This is a genomic window from Nocardia sp. AB354 (assembly GCF_049538315.1).
Classification (GTDB): Bacteria; Actinomycetota; Actinomycetes; order Mycobacteriales; family Mycobacteriaceae; genus Nocardia; species Nocardia nova.
In genome coordinates, this window is the sequence record NZ_JBMVFU010000008.1 from 22,274 (window position 1) to 35,711 (window position 13,438).

Consider the following 13,438-nt stretch of genomic DNA (forward strand, 5'->3'; position numbering starts at 1 on the left):
GATGGTCGAGCTCGAGGTGGACGGCGGGATCGCGGTACTGACCATCAACCGTCCGCAGGCGCGCAACGCCATCGCGCCCGAGACGATGGATCAGCTCGATGCCGCGATCGACGCCGCGGCCGGCGCCCAGGTGCTGGTCGTGCGCGGTGCGGGCGAGCGCGCGTTCGTCTCCGGCGGAGATCTCAAGCAACTGGCCGCGATTCGCACCGAGGAGGGTGCCGCGCAGATGGCCTGGCGGATGCGCGGCATCTGCGATCGGCTGGCAGCGTTCCCGGCTCCGGTGGTCGCGGCGCTCAACGGTCACGCCCTCGGCGGCGGTGCGGAATTCGCGGTGGCCGCCGATATCCGGATCGCCGCCGACGACATCACCATCGGGTTCAACCAGGTGGCGCTCGCGATCATGCCCGCCTGGGGCGGAGCCGAACGGCTCGCGAAGCTGGTCGGGCGCAGCCGCGCACTGCTGCTGGCCGGCACCGGGTCCCTACTGTCCGCCGCGGAGGCGCAGCAGTACGGCCTGGTCGATCGGGTGGTGCCGCGGGCGGATTTCGAGCGGGAGTGGCGGTCACTGGCGACCGCGCTGGCCCATCCGGCCTCGGCGCCGATCAAGCGTGTGGTCTCCGGCGCCACCCCGCCCGAGGCGGTGGAAGCCTTTGCCCGGCTGTGGGTTTCGGATGCGCACTGGGAAGCCGCGGATCGGGTGCGCAACCGCGGTTCGGCCCGCGGCGCGACCGCGCGGGCCTAGGACCGGTTCCTCGCCGAGCCGGCCCGCTGTATCCGTCGGGTGTGGTTTGCCGGATTCGGCGGCGGTCAACACTATGTTTCGGCTTCGCCGGCCTGGTTCCGGCAGGCCGTCGTTGTTGTTTGCCGTCGGAAAACGACCTGCGCCACATCGGCGCAGAAGGAGGATACGTGCGCATCATCACCACCGGTCTCGCCGCCACGGCGCTGACCGTCGCCGCGGTGGCGGGGGCCGGCGTCGCTGCGGCCGATGACGATTCGGGGCTCAACCCGCCCAAGGAGATCATCACCGTGGATATCAATCTCCTCGGATGTTCGATCGGCGCCGGACTCGGCGCGCAGCTGGTTCCCACGCTGAGCGCCGGCGGATTCGGTGGCCCGGTGGGCATCGACGGCGGATTGGCCTCGCGGCTGCGCAGCGCCGGCTGCCTGCCCTGGCGCTGACGGCGCGAATTATTCGGTCGCGCTGTCGATTTCGGTGATGGCGTGCACCGGGCAGTCCAGCAGTGCCCGGTGCACGCCGTCGCGATCGGCGGATGCGACGACACCGTCACCTTCCATGGACGCGTAGCCCCAGTCGTCGAGGGAGAAATACTTCGGCGCGTGTTTGGCGCAGGTGCCGAAGCCGTCGCAGATGGTGCGATCGAGTCGGATCTTCACAGCGAGGTCACCGCTTCCACATCGAAGGGGCGGACCGCGGCGAACGGCGTGACCGCGCAGATCGCGCAGCCGCCGCCGCGGTGGCGCGCCACCGCATCCGGGAATTCGTCGAGCAGGGTCCGGGCCGCATTGGTCGCCGCGTCGAGGGTGCCGCAGGCGCCGCGGCCGCGCAGCACGGTCGCCCAGCGGCGCAGCCTATCCAGATCGGCGGCCTCGGCGACCCCGTCGCGCAGTGCGGAGGCGACCGCGCTCATCGCCGCGGTGCCGTTGAAACACGAGCCGCACTGACCGGCGTTCTCGCGGTCGAAATAGTCCAGCACCGCCGCCGCCACCGCGACCGGGCAGTCGTCGGGCGTGAGCAGTGCGACGGCGCCGCAGCCCAGTCCCGTCCCCAGCGCCCGCAACGTCTCGTGATCGAGCCGGGCGTCGAGGATGCGGCTGTTGGTGAGGCCGTTGAAATAGCCGCCGAGCAGCGCGCCGTGCACGCGGTCCGCGGCGACGCCGTGCAATTCGAGCAGGGCGCGGAACGAAAACCCGTGCGGCAGTTCGTAGATCGCCGGCTCGCGCCCGCCCCCGGTCACGGTGGCCAGGAAGGTCCCCGGCGAGTCCGCGGTGCCCACGGCACGGAAGGCCGCCGCGCCGAAGCGGTGAATCCATGCCAGCTGGGCGAGAGTTTCGACGTTGCTGACCAGCGTGGGGCGTCCGCCGACGCCGGCCGCATACGGACGGGGCGGCTTGTCGGTGGGTGTGGCGGGCCCGCCGTCGATCGCACGGACCGCCGCCGTCTCCTCCCCGGCCACATATCCGGCGGCGACGGTGATGATCTCCATCGGCACCGCGAGCTCGGCGGGATCGGCCTCGGCGAGCGCGCCGGCGACCGATTCGGCGGCCCGATCGTCGGAGACGTACACCACCGCGCGATCGGCGGCGAGAATCGTCGCGGCGGCTCGTAATCCGTCCAGCACCAGATGGGGGCGCCGGCGCAGCAACCAGCGGTCCTTCCCCGAGGCCGGTTCGCCCTCCTCTCCGTTTGCGACGACCACCGGCCGCACTCCGGCATCGCAATGCCGCTGTACCGACAGCAGTTTCGTGCCCAGCGGGAAGCCCGCGCCGCCGCGCCCGCGCAGGCCCGACTCGACGACCTCGGCGAGCAGCCGCGCCGGATCCTCGATCGGCGCGTACCCGCCGCTCGCCCGGTACGCCGCCGCCGACTCGGTGCCCTCGCCGCCGGTGATTCGCGGCGCGGTCCCCGGTGGTGCGCTGACTATCGGATTCGCGATCGCATCCATCGATCCGTCCTTCGGAATATCGTCCGCCGCCGAAAACCGTCGGCGCGGAAATGGCTGTGCCTACAATCGGCGGCATGCGTACCGCAGTAATTCGTGTCGATGTGGATCCCGCCGGGGAACTGCCGCCCGCGGAATTCGGGAAGAAGATATCCGCGCTCATCTCTCGCGCTGCGAAATCCGGAATATCGGTGACCGCACCCGATATCGATCGGCTTCCCGCACGCCGCCGCGAAATCCAGGTGCTGATCGACGGTGACGATACGGTCGCCGTGCGCGAACACGCGGTGGGAATGTGTGCCGATATCTTCGGCTCCGCCGTCCGGCCCGGGGCGGTCACCTTCGTCAGCCGGGGGACCGACGACGACGCCCACGGTGTCCTCGCCGGATTCGGCATCACCGGAGAGATCGATCGCAGCTGCGACGCGGCCGGCTTCGACACCCTCACCGTCCGCCTGGCGCGCACCGATCTGGAGCGCATCCCGGAGAGCCGGATCCAGACCGCGCTCGAGGCGGCGACCAACTCGGAGGTGGTCATCGTCACCAGGTGAGCACAGCGGTGAGCCGCCTGCGAGAGGCTCACCGGCCCACCGCGATTCGCCGATTTCCACCGCTACTGCCGCACGAAGTCCAGGATCGCCGGCGCGGCCAGCACCCAGGTGTCGAAGATGTTCCCCTCGCCCCGGGCGCGCGCCTTCTGACCCTGCTGCCAGGCGTCCTCGGGCCACGGCGGATCGATCAGGACCGAACCCTCGATCAGGCAGTGCACTTCCATCGACGTCCGCTTGGGGTGGTCGATATCGTGCTCACCTCCCCGGATGATGAGCGTCGGAATTTTCAGCTTCGAGAACTCGTAATCGGTCACCCCGGGAATCGTCTGACCCGGTTTCGGAACATAGGCGTCGAGCCAGCGCAACATCTGCGCCTGGAATTCCTCGGCGTCGAGAGCCAGCAGCCGGTCCTTGTTCTTCGGATTGTCCTGGATGCGTTCCTGCCATTCCGGCAGTTCGATCAGGCCCTCGATGCCCTTGATCTTCGCCGCGGTGATGTTGGGAATGATGTAATGCGAACCGAGCGCGATCAAGCCGTAGTTGCCGCCGACGATATTCCACACGATCAGCTTCGTCGCGATCTCCGGATACAGCATCGCCGTCAGAATGGAATCCCGCGCACCGCCGGAGCCGCCGGCGATGATCACCGGACCCGTGTCCAGATGCACGAGCAGATCGTGCAGCACCTCGGCGCGCATATGCGATTCCGTGGGACCCCAGAACGCGACCTCACTGCGGCCGCAGTTGGGCCGGTCCCACAGCAGGACCCGGTGGCCACCGGCGACCAGGGCCTCGGCCAGCGGCCGCAACCCCGGAATTTCGATGCTGAACCGGCCACCGGGAGTGAGCACGATCAGCGGACCGGACTCTCCCAGAATTTCGTAATAGACCTCACCACCGCGGATTTCGGCGATCGGCATGGACAGACCTCCTCGTCTGTGTCGGATCGAGCTGCGCTATTCGTCGCCTGATGGGGCGCCCTACGTGGTGACACTTCGTTGCCGCCTCCGGGCGCTGACCCATCAGGCCGTGACCAGAACGTCGTTGCCGACTACCCGCACGGGATAGGTGCGGATACTCCATTCCGGTTTCACCGCGGTGGTGCCGGTGGCCAATTCGAATCCCCACTGGTGCCACGGGCAGTAGATGTATTCGCCGCCGCGCACACTGACCGCGTCACCGGGAACCGATTCGTCGACCGCGGTCAGTCCCCGGGTGCGGCCCGAACACAGCGGGCCGCCCTCGTGCGGACAGTAATTGGCGATGGCGTAGAAGGTGCCGTCGACGTTGTAGACGCCGACCCCGTGGCGGCCGATCGGCACGAGTTTATGTGTCCCGGGCGGAATTTCGTCGACGGTGGCGACGGCGTGCTCACGCCCCTGCGGCAGCCGCGGGGTGGCCGCGAGATCGTCGCTCATCTCAGAACACCCGCACTTGCCCGGGCAATACCGGCACGGTATCGGGCAGGTTGGCGTAGGTTTTCAGCCCGTTGCCGAACATCACCGGCTCGCGGGTGTGCTCGGGCAGATGTTTGACCAGCCAGCGCGGATCGTCGAAGGTCCAGTGCGGATAGTCCGAGGAGAACAACAGAATCCTGTCCGCCTCCATCCATTCCAGCGCCCGGGTCAATTCCGTCTTGTCCTCGGGATAGTCCAGGGGCTGGGTGGTGAACTTGATGTGCTCCTTGACGTATTCCGACGGCTTGCGCTTGATCTCGACCCACGCTTTGCGCGCCTCGTAGATCGCGTCCATCCGCCACATCAGCGGCAGGATCCAGGTGAACGCATGCTCGACCAGGATGATCCGCAACGCCGGGAAGCGGTCGAAGACGCCGTCGAAGATCAGGCTCATCACCTGATTCATCGCCAGCAGCGAGTAGGTGACCATGAAATCGTGGTTGTAGCTGGGATATCCCACCGGCGGCATCGGCAGCATCTCGAAATTCCCGCGGGAGAGGTGGCAGGCCACCGGCAGGTCGTGCTTCACCGCGGCCGCCCACACCGGGTCGTACATCGGATCGCCCCACGCCGGCCGCGGTTCGGCGCGAATGAGGATCTGCGCCATATACGGATGTCCGGCCCATTTCTCGATTTCGCGGACCGCGCCGGCCGGGTCCTCGGCCGCGGCGCTGATGGAACCGCGATAGCGCTGATGCCAGTTGTTGTGACCGTCGAGCCAGTCCTGATCCAGCCAGGTGTTGACCGCCGCCGCGGCCGCCGAGGTCGCCTCCGGCAGCCGGGCCTGGTGCAGGCCCGGCTCGAGGATGGCGATATCGGAGCCGGCGCCCATGATGAGCTGCCGGAACAGCGTGTCGGGATCGCTACCCGGGAAACCGCCGTCGGGTGTGAAGGCGTCCACCCGCATCGCGTAGGCGTAGGCGAAGTCGGGGGCGTCGTAGAAGATGGTGCTGCCGACGTGGTGGTTGAGGAAATACTTGCTGCGGAACGGCTCCGGGTAGAGTTCGGCGAGCCGTCCCGGCCGAGGCACCGGGTGGACGTCGGAGTCGACCACCCGGACCGCGACCCGATCGGGGCTCGGAATCCGTTCGCGTACATCGGTATTCGCCTGCGTCATGGGTATCCCTTTCGATTCCGATACCGGTTACCGCGTCGTCGGCGCGGCGGGAATGTCGATGCCGTACAGTCCGGCGGCATTGCGCCACAGCAGCTTCTCGCGCTGGGCGGGAGTGAGCGCCGACGGCAGCCGCGCCGGATCGTCGAGTTGCCAGTGCGGATAGCTCGAGCCGAACATCACCATGTCGTCCTTGCCGGTAAATTCCAGCCAGTCTCCGGCGAATTCGACATCGCCGGGCCCGTCGAGCCGGCCCTGGACGAAGTAGATCGAGCCGGGGAGATAGTCGCTGGGCATGCGCGGCGCCCACGGCGTCTGCTCGAGGTGCGGACGGCCGAAGGTGTCCATCCGCCACATCATCGGGGTGAGCAGGTCGGCGGCGCCGTCGGCCCACACGAAGCGCAGATCGGGAAAGCGTTCGAACACGCCCTCGGCGATCATGTTCATCTGGTGGTACAGATAATTCAGCGCCATGAAGCCGAGGTACTGCTCGTAGGTGCGCGGATGTCCGGACGGGGTGGGCGGATAGGCCACGCCCGAACCGGATTCGATATGCACCGCGACCGGCAGCCGCGCGGCCGCCGCGGCCTCCCACAGGGGCCAGAACTGTGGCTTTCCGTAGAGTTCGCGCGACTGCAGCGGAATGCCGATCTGCACGACGCGCGGATGGGAGCCCCAGCGTTCGATCTCGCGGACCGCGCCGGAGATGTCCTCCGGATTCACCCGCAGCGTGCCTCGGTAGCGGTCGGCGTAGGTGCCGGAGTCCAGCCAGCGCGAGATCATCATCTCGTTGTGCGCGCTCGCGATCGCGGTCCCCAGATGGCGGTCGGGCATGATGCCGCGGGTCATCGGATGCAGGACGGCGATGTCGGTCCCGCGCTCGCCGAAGAGCACCTGCCCCACGGCATCGGGCTCGGAGCCGGGATATCCGCCCTCGGACAGGACGGTGCCCGGGGCGTATTCACCGCCGGGCGCGCCGTACCAGTCCATCTCGACATCCGGATAGCCGCGAGCGCTGTACGGCTCGCGCAGCCAGGTGCGCAGTTCGGGGTTGCCCTGGAAGAAGATGTGCACGCTCGCATCGATCAGTGGGCTGGTGCTGCCGTCGGGGAGAGTGATCATCGGCCCTCCTGCGGGAAATGCCGCGCAGCTGCGGGATTCGGTCTCGGCGAGGCGGAACGTTCCGGCTCGGGATGGTCGATCATGCGGGCTCCGTTGCGGGAATTCGAATGCGTTCGCGGACTGCCGTCGGCCCGGCGGTGGGGGAGAGTGCCCGGAAAGCTGTGCGGCGGACGGACCGGTGCGCGTTCGCCGGAGCGAATGCGCGAACCAAATATTTGTTCCGCAACTGTACGTCGAAACCCGCCCGGCGCACAAGGGCCGCCGTCCGGCGGTCAGGCGGCGGGGGCGGTGCGAGTGGCGCCGCACAGCAGAGTCGCGCGGGAATGTGCGTGTGCCGCATCGATTCCCACGCGCGCGACCACCGGCGGAGGCATCCAGATCAGGTCGCGCACACACGCCGACAGCCGGCTTTTGGTGATGCCCTCGATGGTGATCTCGCCGTCGGCTCGGCCCTGGTCGACGACGGTCGCGATCTGACGTGCGCGAGAGCGCAGGACCTCGATCACGTCGCTGGTGTCGGGGGGAGTGGACCGGAACCACGCGCGCTGGATCGCGAACTCGAGGTCGAAACGCCGCAGGGCGTTGAGATTGATCCAGGTCAGCGCGTCGAGTTTGGCGACGGCGGAGCTGTCGGTGCCGACCACCGCGGCGTAGGCGCGCGAAATCTCGTCGTGGAAGGACCCCATGATCGAATCCAGCAGCGCCTGTTTCGATTCCACGGTCCGGTACACGCTGCCCGCGCCCATTCCGGCGGCGGTGGCGATATCGCGCATGGTGGTCGCCTCGTAACCGCGGCGGGCGAACTCCGCGCGTGCCACCGCGCGCAGCCGGGCGGTGCGGTCGTCGTCGCCGGTGTCGTCGGGATTCGCCCAGGTGGCGATGCTCTCGCGCGCGGCGCGCAGGGCCGCGGAGCGATCGAGCGCGGCGGGCGAGGCCGGCACGGCGGGCAGGCCGTCGAGCAGCAGGCGGCACACCACCGTGGCGACGCGGTCGGCGGAATTCTCGCGATGCAGGACCGACAGGCCGATGTGCAACATGGTCTGGCACAGCTGTTCGGCCAGCACGGAACGGTCCACGGCCGCGGTGAGGTAGCCGTGATCCGCCGCGGCGTCGAGCAGGGCGCGCATGGCTGTCGTCGGTGCGGAGGGTGGGTCGGCGGCGAGCGCGACGAGCGCGGTGCCGGCGCCGGTGTGCGGTTCGTAGATCGACAACTGCAGTGCCGCGCGGTGTTCCAGCGCGCAGGCGGCGAGGGCGGTGGCGTAGCCGTTCACAACGTCGAAGGCCCGGTCGGCGCCGGTGATCGCCGACGGCGGCGGCGCCGACCGGGCCACGGCATCCAGCGCCGCGTGGTAACGCTCGAGCAGTTCGACCGCGATCGCTTCCTTCGATTCGAAGTGGTGGTAGAGACTGCCGGGCAGGATGCCGCAGGCGTCGGCGACGTCCTTCACATTCGTCCCGGCGTACCCCGCGGAGGCGAACAGTTCCGCGGCCGCGCGCAGGATCTCGGTCCGCCGCACGCTGTCGGCGCGAGCGGGAACCGGCGCGGTGGACTGTGATCGTGGCATCTGCTCAGTGTGACCGATCTCCGCGACCCGTACGACGCGGCCCGGAGCGCGTGCCCTCCGGGTGGTCAGTCGTTGCGCGGGAAGCCCAGATTCAGCCCGCCGTGGCTCGGATCGAGCCACCGGCTGGTCACGGCCTTGGTGCGGGTGAAGAAGTGCACACCTTGTACGCCGTGCGCGTGCGTGTCACCGAACAGCGAGTTCTTCCAGCCGCCGAAACTGTAGTAGGCCATGGGAACCGGAATGGGGACGTTGATGCCGACCATCCCCACCTCGACCTCGTACTGGAAGCGCCGGGCCGCGCCGCCGTCGTTGGTGAAGATCGCGGTTCCGTTGCCGTAGGGGTTGCCGTTGATCAGCTCGAGGGCCTGCTCGTATCCGTCGACTCGCACCACCGCGAGGACCGGGCCGAAGATCTCCTCGCGATAGGCGGCCATCTCCGGGGTCACGTGGTCGAGCAGCGTCGGTCCGAGCCAGAAGCCCTGGGACACATCGATTTCGGTGTCGGCGGTGCCGATATCGCCGCGGCCGTCGACGACGATGCGGGCGCCCTCGGCCTCGGCGGTATCGACGGCGGTGGCCACCTTGTCGCGGTGCGCGCGGGTGACCAGCGGTCCCATATCGGCCTCACCGTGCCCGTCGCCGAGGCGCAGGCCGCGAGTGCGCTCGGCCACCCGGGCTACCAGCTCGTCGGCGATATCGCCGACCGCGACGGCCACCGAGATGGCCATGCACCGTTCTCCGGCCGACCCGTATCCGGCATTGACCAGCGCGTCCGCGGCCAGGTCCAGATCGGCGTCGGGAAGGATCACCGCATGGTTCTTGGCGCCGCCGAGGGCCTGGACCCGCTTGCCGGTCGCGGTGGCGGTGGCGTAGACGTACTCGGCGATCGGAGTGGAGCCCACGAAGGAGACGGCCTTGATCGCCGGTTCGGTCAACAGCGCGTCCACGGCCTCCTTGTCGCCCTGCACGACGTTGAAGACGCCGGGCGGCAGTCCCGCCTCCTCCCACAGCTTCGCCAGCCACAGCGCTGCGGACGGATCCTTCTCACTGGGTTTGAGCACGACGGTATTGCCGGTGGCGACCGCCAGCGGGAAGAACCACATCGGCACCATGGCCGGGAAGTTGAACGGCGAGATGATCGCGACCGGACCGAGCGGGGCTCGCACCGAGTACGCGTCCACGCCGGTGGAGACGTTCTGCGTGAACCCGCCCTCCACCAGATGCGGTATTCCGCAGGCGAATTCGACCACTTCCTGACCGCGCGAGACCTCACCGAGGGCGTCGGAGAACACCTTGCCGTGTTCGGCGGTGATCAGGTCGGCCAGTTCGGATTTGCGGGCGTTGAGCAGTTCGCGGAAGCGGAACACGATCGAGGTGCGCCGGGTCAGCGAGGTGTCGCGCCAGCCCGGGAAGGCGGCCGCCGCGGACTCGACGGCGGCGCGGACCTCCTCGGGCCCGGCCATGGCGACCGCGCCCGTGACCCGTCCGGTGGCGGGATCGGTCACCGGGGCGGTGCGCGCGGCGACGCCGGGCCGGAGGCCGCCGTCGATCCAGTGGCCGATGTGCGCGACGTCCGTGGCGGCGGTCGGTTCGATCGTGCCGGTCACGACCGGACCCCCGCGTGCGCACCGGTCATGGTGGTCAGCGGCGCCGCGCCGTACCAGCCGCAGGGCAGGCCGCAGCTGGCGGTGATCTCGATCTCGCGGCGATGGTCGGCGAAGGTGCGGACGGTGCGCACCGCCTCCGCGGCGTAGCCGCAGCGCGGGCAGGTGCCGAAGTAATCCAGTATCTGGCGGACCGCGATATCGACGGGCGGCTGCATCAGTACCTCCGGGTCACGAGTTGAGTTGTGCGGCAGGGGATTCGCGTAGGTCGTGCGGTCAGCCGAGGAACAGGTCCGGGATCGGCCGCTCCCCGCCCCCGTAGCCCGACAGGTCGCGGACTCCGGATTCGATGAGTACCTCGGCGTCGATGTAGCAGTTGCCGGTGGTGTATTTCGCGGGCCGGGAAAGGATTTCGGCGGCGGCATCGCCCATGATGCGCGGATCGCGCGCCGAGGCGAGCAGGTCGGACCCGTCGGCCATATTCGCCACCGCCGAGGTCGCGATGTAGGTCTGCGGCCACAGGCAGTTCACCCCGATCGCCGCCTCGGCGAATTCGGTGGCCCAGCCGAGCGACAACAGCGTCATCGCGTATTTGGACTGGGTGTAGGCGGGATGCGCGCCCAGCCAGCGAGGGCTGAGGTTCAGTGGCGGCGAGATGGTCAGCACATGGGCCTCGGGCGCCTCGCGCAGCGCCGGCAGGCAGGCCTGGGTGAGCAGGAAGGTGCCGCGCACGTTGATCTCCTGCATCAGGTCGAAGCGTTTGGCCGGAAGTGAGTCGGTCGGCTGCACCGCGATCGCACTGGCGTTGTTGACGCAGATATCGATGCCGCCGAAGCGGTCGACCGCCGTCTGCGCCGCGCGCCGCACATCCTCCTCGCGCCGCACATCGCCCACCACCGCGACGGCCTTCCCGCCAGCGGCCTCGATCTCGGCCACGGCGGTGTGCACGGTGCCCGGCAGTTTCGGATGCGGTTGCGCGGTCTTGGCCAGCAGCACGATATTCGCGCTCCGGGCGGCCGCGGCGACGGCGATGGCGAGGCCGATCCCGCGGCTTGCGCCGGAGACGACCATGGTGCGGCCGGCCAACGGATATGCGGGCATGACGCTCCTCGAAATCAGTCGTTCGCCTCTGATGGTATTGGCATTCTCTTTTTTTGCAAGTAACGTATTCAAGGATGAACGACGACGTCCAGACCTCCTCCGGCATCCCGCTCGCCCCGGTCTACGGCCCGGGCGATCGTGTCGCCGAACCGTCCCCGCCGGGCGAATATCCCTTCACCCGAGGCAATTTCGGCACCGGCTACCGCGGGCGGCTGTGGACCTTCCGGCAGTACTCGGGGTTCGGCACCGCCGAGGAATCCAATCGCCGCTACCGCTATCTGCTCGATCAGGGTGGCACCGGACTCTCGGTCGCGCTGGACCTGCCGACCCAATGTGGTTACGACTCCGACGATCCCGAGGTGAGCGAGGAGGTCGGACGGGTCGGCGTGGCGGTGGACACCCTCGCCGACGCCGAGGTTCTGTTCGCCTCGATTCCGCTGGACAAGATCAGCACCAGCTTCACCATCAACGGCACCGCCGCGATCCTGCTGGCGTTCTACGTGGCCGCCGCCGAACGCCAGGGCGTCGCCCGCGAAAAACTCACCGGCACCATCCAGAACGACATCCTCAAGGAGTACGCGTCGCGGGGCACCTGGATCTGGCCGGCGCAGCCCTCCCTGCGGTTGATCGCCGACACGATCGAATTCTGTGCCGCCGAGGTGCCGCGGTTCAACGCGATCTCGGTGGCGGGCGCCCACTTTCGCGACGCGGGCGCGACCGCGGTGCAGGAGATGGCGTTCACCCTCGCCGACGGAGTCACCTATTGCGATACCGTCGTCGAACGCGGCCGCATGAGTATCGACGACTTCGCGCCGCAGATCTCGTTCTTCTTCTACACCCACGGCGACTTCTTCGAGGAGATCGCGAAATACCGTGCCGGACGGCGGCGGTGGGCCACGCTGGTGCGGGAACGCTACGGCGCGACGACCGATCGCGCGTCGATGTTCCGGTTCGGCTGCGTCTCCGGCGGCGCCTCGCTCTACGCGCCCCAGGCGCAGAACAATCTGGTGCGCGTGGCCTACGAGGCGATGGCCTCCGTCCTGGGCGGGGTGCAGTCGATGTTCACCGCCGCCTGGGACGAGCCGTTCGCGCTGCCCAGCGAGGAGTCGGCGACACTGGCGCTGCGCACCCAGCAGATCCTTGCCTACGAAACCGGTGTCACGCGGGTGGCCGATCCACTGGGCGGGTCCTATTTCGTCGAGGCGCTCACCGATGCGACCGAGGAGCGGATCGTCGAGATCATCGCCGATCTCGACGCGCACGGCGGCATGGTCCGCTGCATCGAGGACGGCTATCTGCAGGGCCTGATCGCCGACGAGGCCTACCGCGCCCACCAGGACATCGAATCCGGCGCGCGCCCGATCGTCGGGGTCAACCGATTCACCTCCGACGAACCCGCACCCGAGATCGGCACCTACGAATTGGATGCCGCGGGAAGGGATCTGCAATTGAAGCGACTGGCCAAGGTCAAGGCGGACCGGGATTCCGGCGCGGTCGCCACCACGCTGTCGGCGCTGTCGCGCGCCGCCGAGGGAGACGAGAATCTGATGCATCGGCTCATCGACTGCGCCAACGCCTACTGCACGGTGGGGGAGATGACCGCCGCGCTGAAATCGGTGTGGGGCGAATTCCGCCAGCCGGTGGTGTTCTGATGCCCGCGCGCGTACTGGTCGCGAAACCGGGCCTGGACGGCCACGATCGTGGTGCGAAGATCGTCGCGCGCACACTGCGCGACGCCGGTTTCGAGGTCGTCTACACCGGCATCCGCCGCCGCGTCGAGGAGATCGTGTCGATCGCGGTGGCCGAGGATGTGGCGGTGGTGGGGCTGAGCATTCTCTCGGGCGCGCACCTCGGACTCACCACCAAGGTGGTGGAGGGATTGCGCGCCGCCGACGCCGCGGATATCGCGGTCGTGGTCGGCGGCACCATCCCGCAGGCCGATGTGCCGAAACTCCTCGAGGCGGGCGCGGCGGCGGTGTTTCCGACCGGCACCCCGCTGGATCACCTGGTGCGCGAGATCCGCGCGCTGACCGCGACGGTGGCGGGCCCGGCCGAGCCGAGATGACCGCGATCCACCGCACACCGCAGGTCACGGCCGGGCGAAGGGGCGGCGTCGCACCGGTCACGGACACGCACGTGCGAGCGTCCGAGAACGGGCGGTCCGGGCATTTCGGGTGCCGAACGTGGCCGATGGACGCCCAGGACGCGTGCTGGACGGCGGCCTGTAATGAACTCGTGCC

Annotated in this window: 14 protein-coding genes and 1 pseudogene; 5 read left to right on the forward strand and 10 right to left on the reverse strand. The window is 68.7% G+C overall.

Annotated elements, in window-relative coordinates; translation table 11 throughout:
• Position 1: 1 nt before the first annotated feature.
• Both ACPCUW_RS13465 and ACPCUW_RS13470 read left to right on the forward strand, forming a co-directional pair.
• Complete coding sequence (locus tag ACPCUW_RS13465; protein ID WP_423425384.1) at positions 2–742, forward strand: enoyl-CoA hydratase/isomerase family protein; 741 nt, start codon at positions 2–4, stop codon at positions 740–742.
• Between the two features lie 167 nt (positions 743–909).
• Positions 910–1,182 (forward strand): hypothetical protein, encoded by a 273-nt coding sequence (locus ACPCUW_RS13470; protein WP_063013907.1) that lies wholly within the window; start codon positions 910–912, stop codon positions 1,180–1,182.
• A gap of 15 nt (positions 1,183–1,197) precedes the next feature.
• On the opposite strand, the pseudogene ACPCUW_RS13475 reads toward ACPCUW_RS13470, so the two are convergent.
• Both ACPCUW_RS13475 and ACPCUW_RS13480 read right to left on the reverse strand, forming a co-directional pair.
• A pseudogene (locus ACPCUW_RS13475) lies at positions 1,198–1,398 on the reverse strand (ferredoxin); the annotation flags it as partial.
• On the reverse strand, positions 1,395–2,687 hold the full coding sequence (locus tag ACPCUW_RS13480) for an NADH-ubiquinone oxidoreductase-F iron-sulfur binding region domain-containing protein (RefSeq protein WP_423425096.1): 1,293 nt from the start codon (positions 2,685–2,687) through the stop codon (positions 1,395–1,397). The gene ACPCUW_RS13480 and the pseudogene ACPCUW_RS13475, both read right to left, overlap by 4 nt.
• 74 nt (positions 2,688–2,761) lie before the next feature.
• Here ACPCUW_RS13480 and ACPCUW_RS13485 point away from each other — a divergent pair, with 74 nt between their 5' ends.
• Positions 2,762–3,235, forward strand: coding sequence for a hypothetical protein (locus ACPCUW_RS13485; RefSeq protein WP_423425098.1), 474 nt, complete (start codon positions 2,762–2,764; stop codon positions 3,233–3,235).
• A 62-nt stretch (positions 3,236–3,297) separates the two neighbouring features.
• Here ACPCUW_RS13485 and ACPCUW_RS13490 read toward each other — a convergent pair whose 3' ends face one another.
• From ACPCUW_RS13490 to ACPCUW_RS13525, 8 genes are all read right to left on the reverse strand, one after another.
• Positions 3,298–4,155, reverse strand: a complete 858-nt coding sequence (locus tag ACPCUW_RS13490; protein WP_104389903.1) for an alpha/beta fold hydrolase — start codon at positions 4,153–4,155, stop codon at positions 3,298–3,300.
• A 102-nt stretch (positions 4,156–4,257) separates the two neighbouring features.
• Positions 4,258–4,653 carry a Rieske (2Fe-2S) protein gene (locus ACPCUW_RS13495; RefSeq protein ID WP_030514582.1) on the reverse strand — a complete coding sequence of 132 codons (396 nt, stop codon included), beginning with the start codon at positions 4,651–4,653 and terminating at the stop codon, positions 4,258–4,260.
• A gap of 1 nt (position 4,654) precedes the next feature.
• Positions 4,655–5,809 carry an amidohydrolase family protein gene (locus ACPCUW_RS13500; RefSeq protein ID WP_423425101.1) on the reverse strand — a complete coding sequence of 385 codons (1,155 nt, stop codon included), beginning with the start codon at positions 5,807–5,809 and terminating at the stop codon, positions 4,655–4,657.
• A 27-nt stretch (positions 5,810–5,836) separates the two neighbouring features.
• Positions 5,837–6,928, reverse strand: coding sequence for an amidohydrolase family protein (locus tag ACPCUW_RS13505; protein WP_423425103.1), 1,092 nt, complete (start codon positions 6,926–6,928; stop codon positions 5,837–5,839).
• Positions 6,929–7,200: 272 nt separating this feature from the next.
• Positions 7,201–8,493 (reverse strand): TetR family transcriptional regulator, encoded by a 1,293-nt coding sequence (locus ACPCUW_RS13510; RefSeq protein WP_423425104.1) that lies wholly within the window; start codon positions 8,491–8,493, stop codon positions 7,201–7,203.
• 65 nt (positions 8,494–8,558) lie between these two features.
• A complete protein-coding gene (locus ACPCUW_RS13515; protein WP_423425386.1) occupies positions 8,559–10,055 on the reverse strand; it encodes a CoA-acylating methylmalonate-semialdehyde dehydrogenase in 1,497 nt (498 codons plus the stop codon).
• A 41-nt stretch (positions 10,056–10,096) separates the two neighbouring features.
• Complete coding sequence (locus ACPCUW_RS13520) at positions 10,097–10,315, reverse strand: hypothetical protein (RefSeq protein WP_030514577.1); 219 nt, start codon at positions 10,313–10,315, stop codon at positions 10,097–10,099.
• 58 nt (positions 10,316–10,373) lie between these two features.
• Complete coding sequence (locus ACPCUW_RS13525; RefSeq protein WP_423425105.1) at positions 10,374–11,198, reverse strand: SDR family oxidoreductase; 825 nt, start codon at positions 11,196–11,198, stop codon at positions 10,374–10,376.
• A gap of 74 nt (positions 11,199–11,272) precedes the next feature.
• Between ACPCUW_RS13525 and ACPCUW_RS13530 the strand changes: the two genes are divergently transcribed.
• Together ACPCUW_RS13530 and ACPCUW_RS13535 are read left to right on the forward strand one after the other, a co-directional pair.
• Positions 11,273–12,850, forward strand: coding sequence for a methylmalonyl-CoA mutase family protein (locus ACPCUW_RS13530; protein ID WP_423425107.1), 1,578 nt, complete (start codon positions 11,273–11,275; stop codon positions 12,848–12,850).
• The gene (locus tag ACPCUW_RS13535) at positions 12,850–13,263 is read left to right on the forward strand and encodes a cobalamin-dependent protein (protein WP_030514574.1); all 414 of its coding nucleotides are present in this window, start codon (positions 12,850–12,852) and stop codon (positions 13,261–13,263) included. The genes ACPCUW_RS13530 and ACPCUW_RS13535 overlap by 1 nt, the downstream gene beginning before the upstream one ends.
• Positions 13,264–13,438: the final 175 nt, after the last annotated feature.

What these genes read in the sequence shown, in the direction of transcription:
- ACPCUW_RS13465 (WP_423425384.1), top strand. Translation starts at nt 2, where the DNA reads ATGGTCGAGCTCGAGGTGGACGGCGGGATCGCGGTACTGACCATCAAC.
- ACPCUW_RS13480 (WP_423425096.1), bottom strand. Translation starts at nt 2,687, where the DNA reads ATGGATGCGATCGCGAATCCGATAGTCAGCGCACCACCGGGGACCGCG.
- ACPCUW_RS13485 (WP_423425098.1), top strand. Translation starts at nt 2,762, where the DNA reads ATGCGTACCGCAGTAATTCGTGTCGATGTGGATCCCGCCGGGGAACTG.
- ACPCUW_RS13490 (WP_104389903.1), bottom strand. Translation starts at nt 4,155, where the DNA reads ATGCCGATCGCCGAAATCCGCGGTGGTGAGGTCTATTACGAAATTCTG.
- ACPCUW_RS13495 (WP_030514582.1), bottom strand. Translation starts at nt 4,653, where the DNA reads ATGAGCGACGATCTCGCGGCCACCCCGCGGCTGCCGCAGGGGCGTGAG.
- ACPCUW_RS13500 (WP_423425101.1), bottom strand. Translation starts at nt 5,809, where the DNA reads ATGACGCAGGCGAATACCGATGTACGCGAACGGATTCCGAGCCCCGAT.
- ACPCUW_RS13505 (WP_423425103.1), bottom strand. Translation starts at nt 6,928, where the DNA reads ATGATCACTCTCCCCGACGGCAGCACCAGCCCACTGATCGATGCGAGC.
- ACPCUW_RS13510 (WP_423425104.1), bottom strand. Translation starts at nt 8,493, where the DNA reads ATGCCACGATCACAGTCCACCGCGCCGGTTCCCGCTCGCGCCGACAGC.
- ACPCUW_RS13520 (WP_030514577.1), bottom strand. Translation starts at nt 10,315, where the DNA reads ATGCAGCCGCCCGTCGATATCGCGGTCCGCCAGATACTGGATTACTTC.
- ACPCUW_RS13525 (WP_423425105.1), bottom strand. Translation starts at nt 11,198, where the DNA reads ATGCCCGCATATCCGTTGGCCGGCCGCACCATGGTCGTCTCCGGCGCA.
- ACPCUW_RS13530 (WP_423425107.1), top strand. Translation starts at nt 11,273, where the DNA reads ATGAACGACGACGTCCAGACCTCCTCCGGCATCCCGCTCGCCCCGGTC.
- ACPCUW_RS13535 (WP_030514574.1), top strand. Translation starts at nt 12,850, where the DNA reads ATGCCCGCGCGCGTACTGGTCGCGAAACCGGGCCTGGACGGCCACGAT.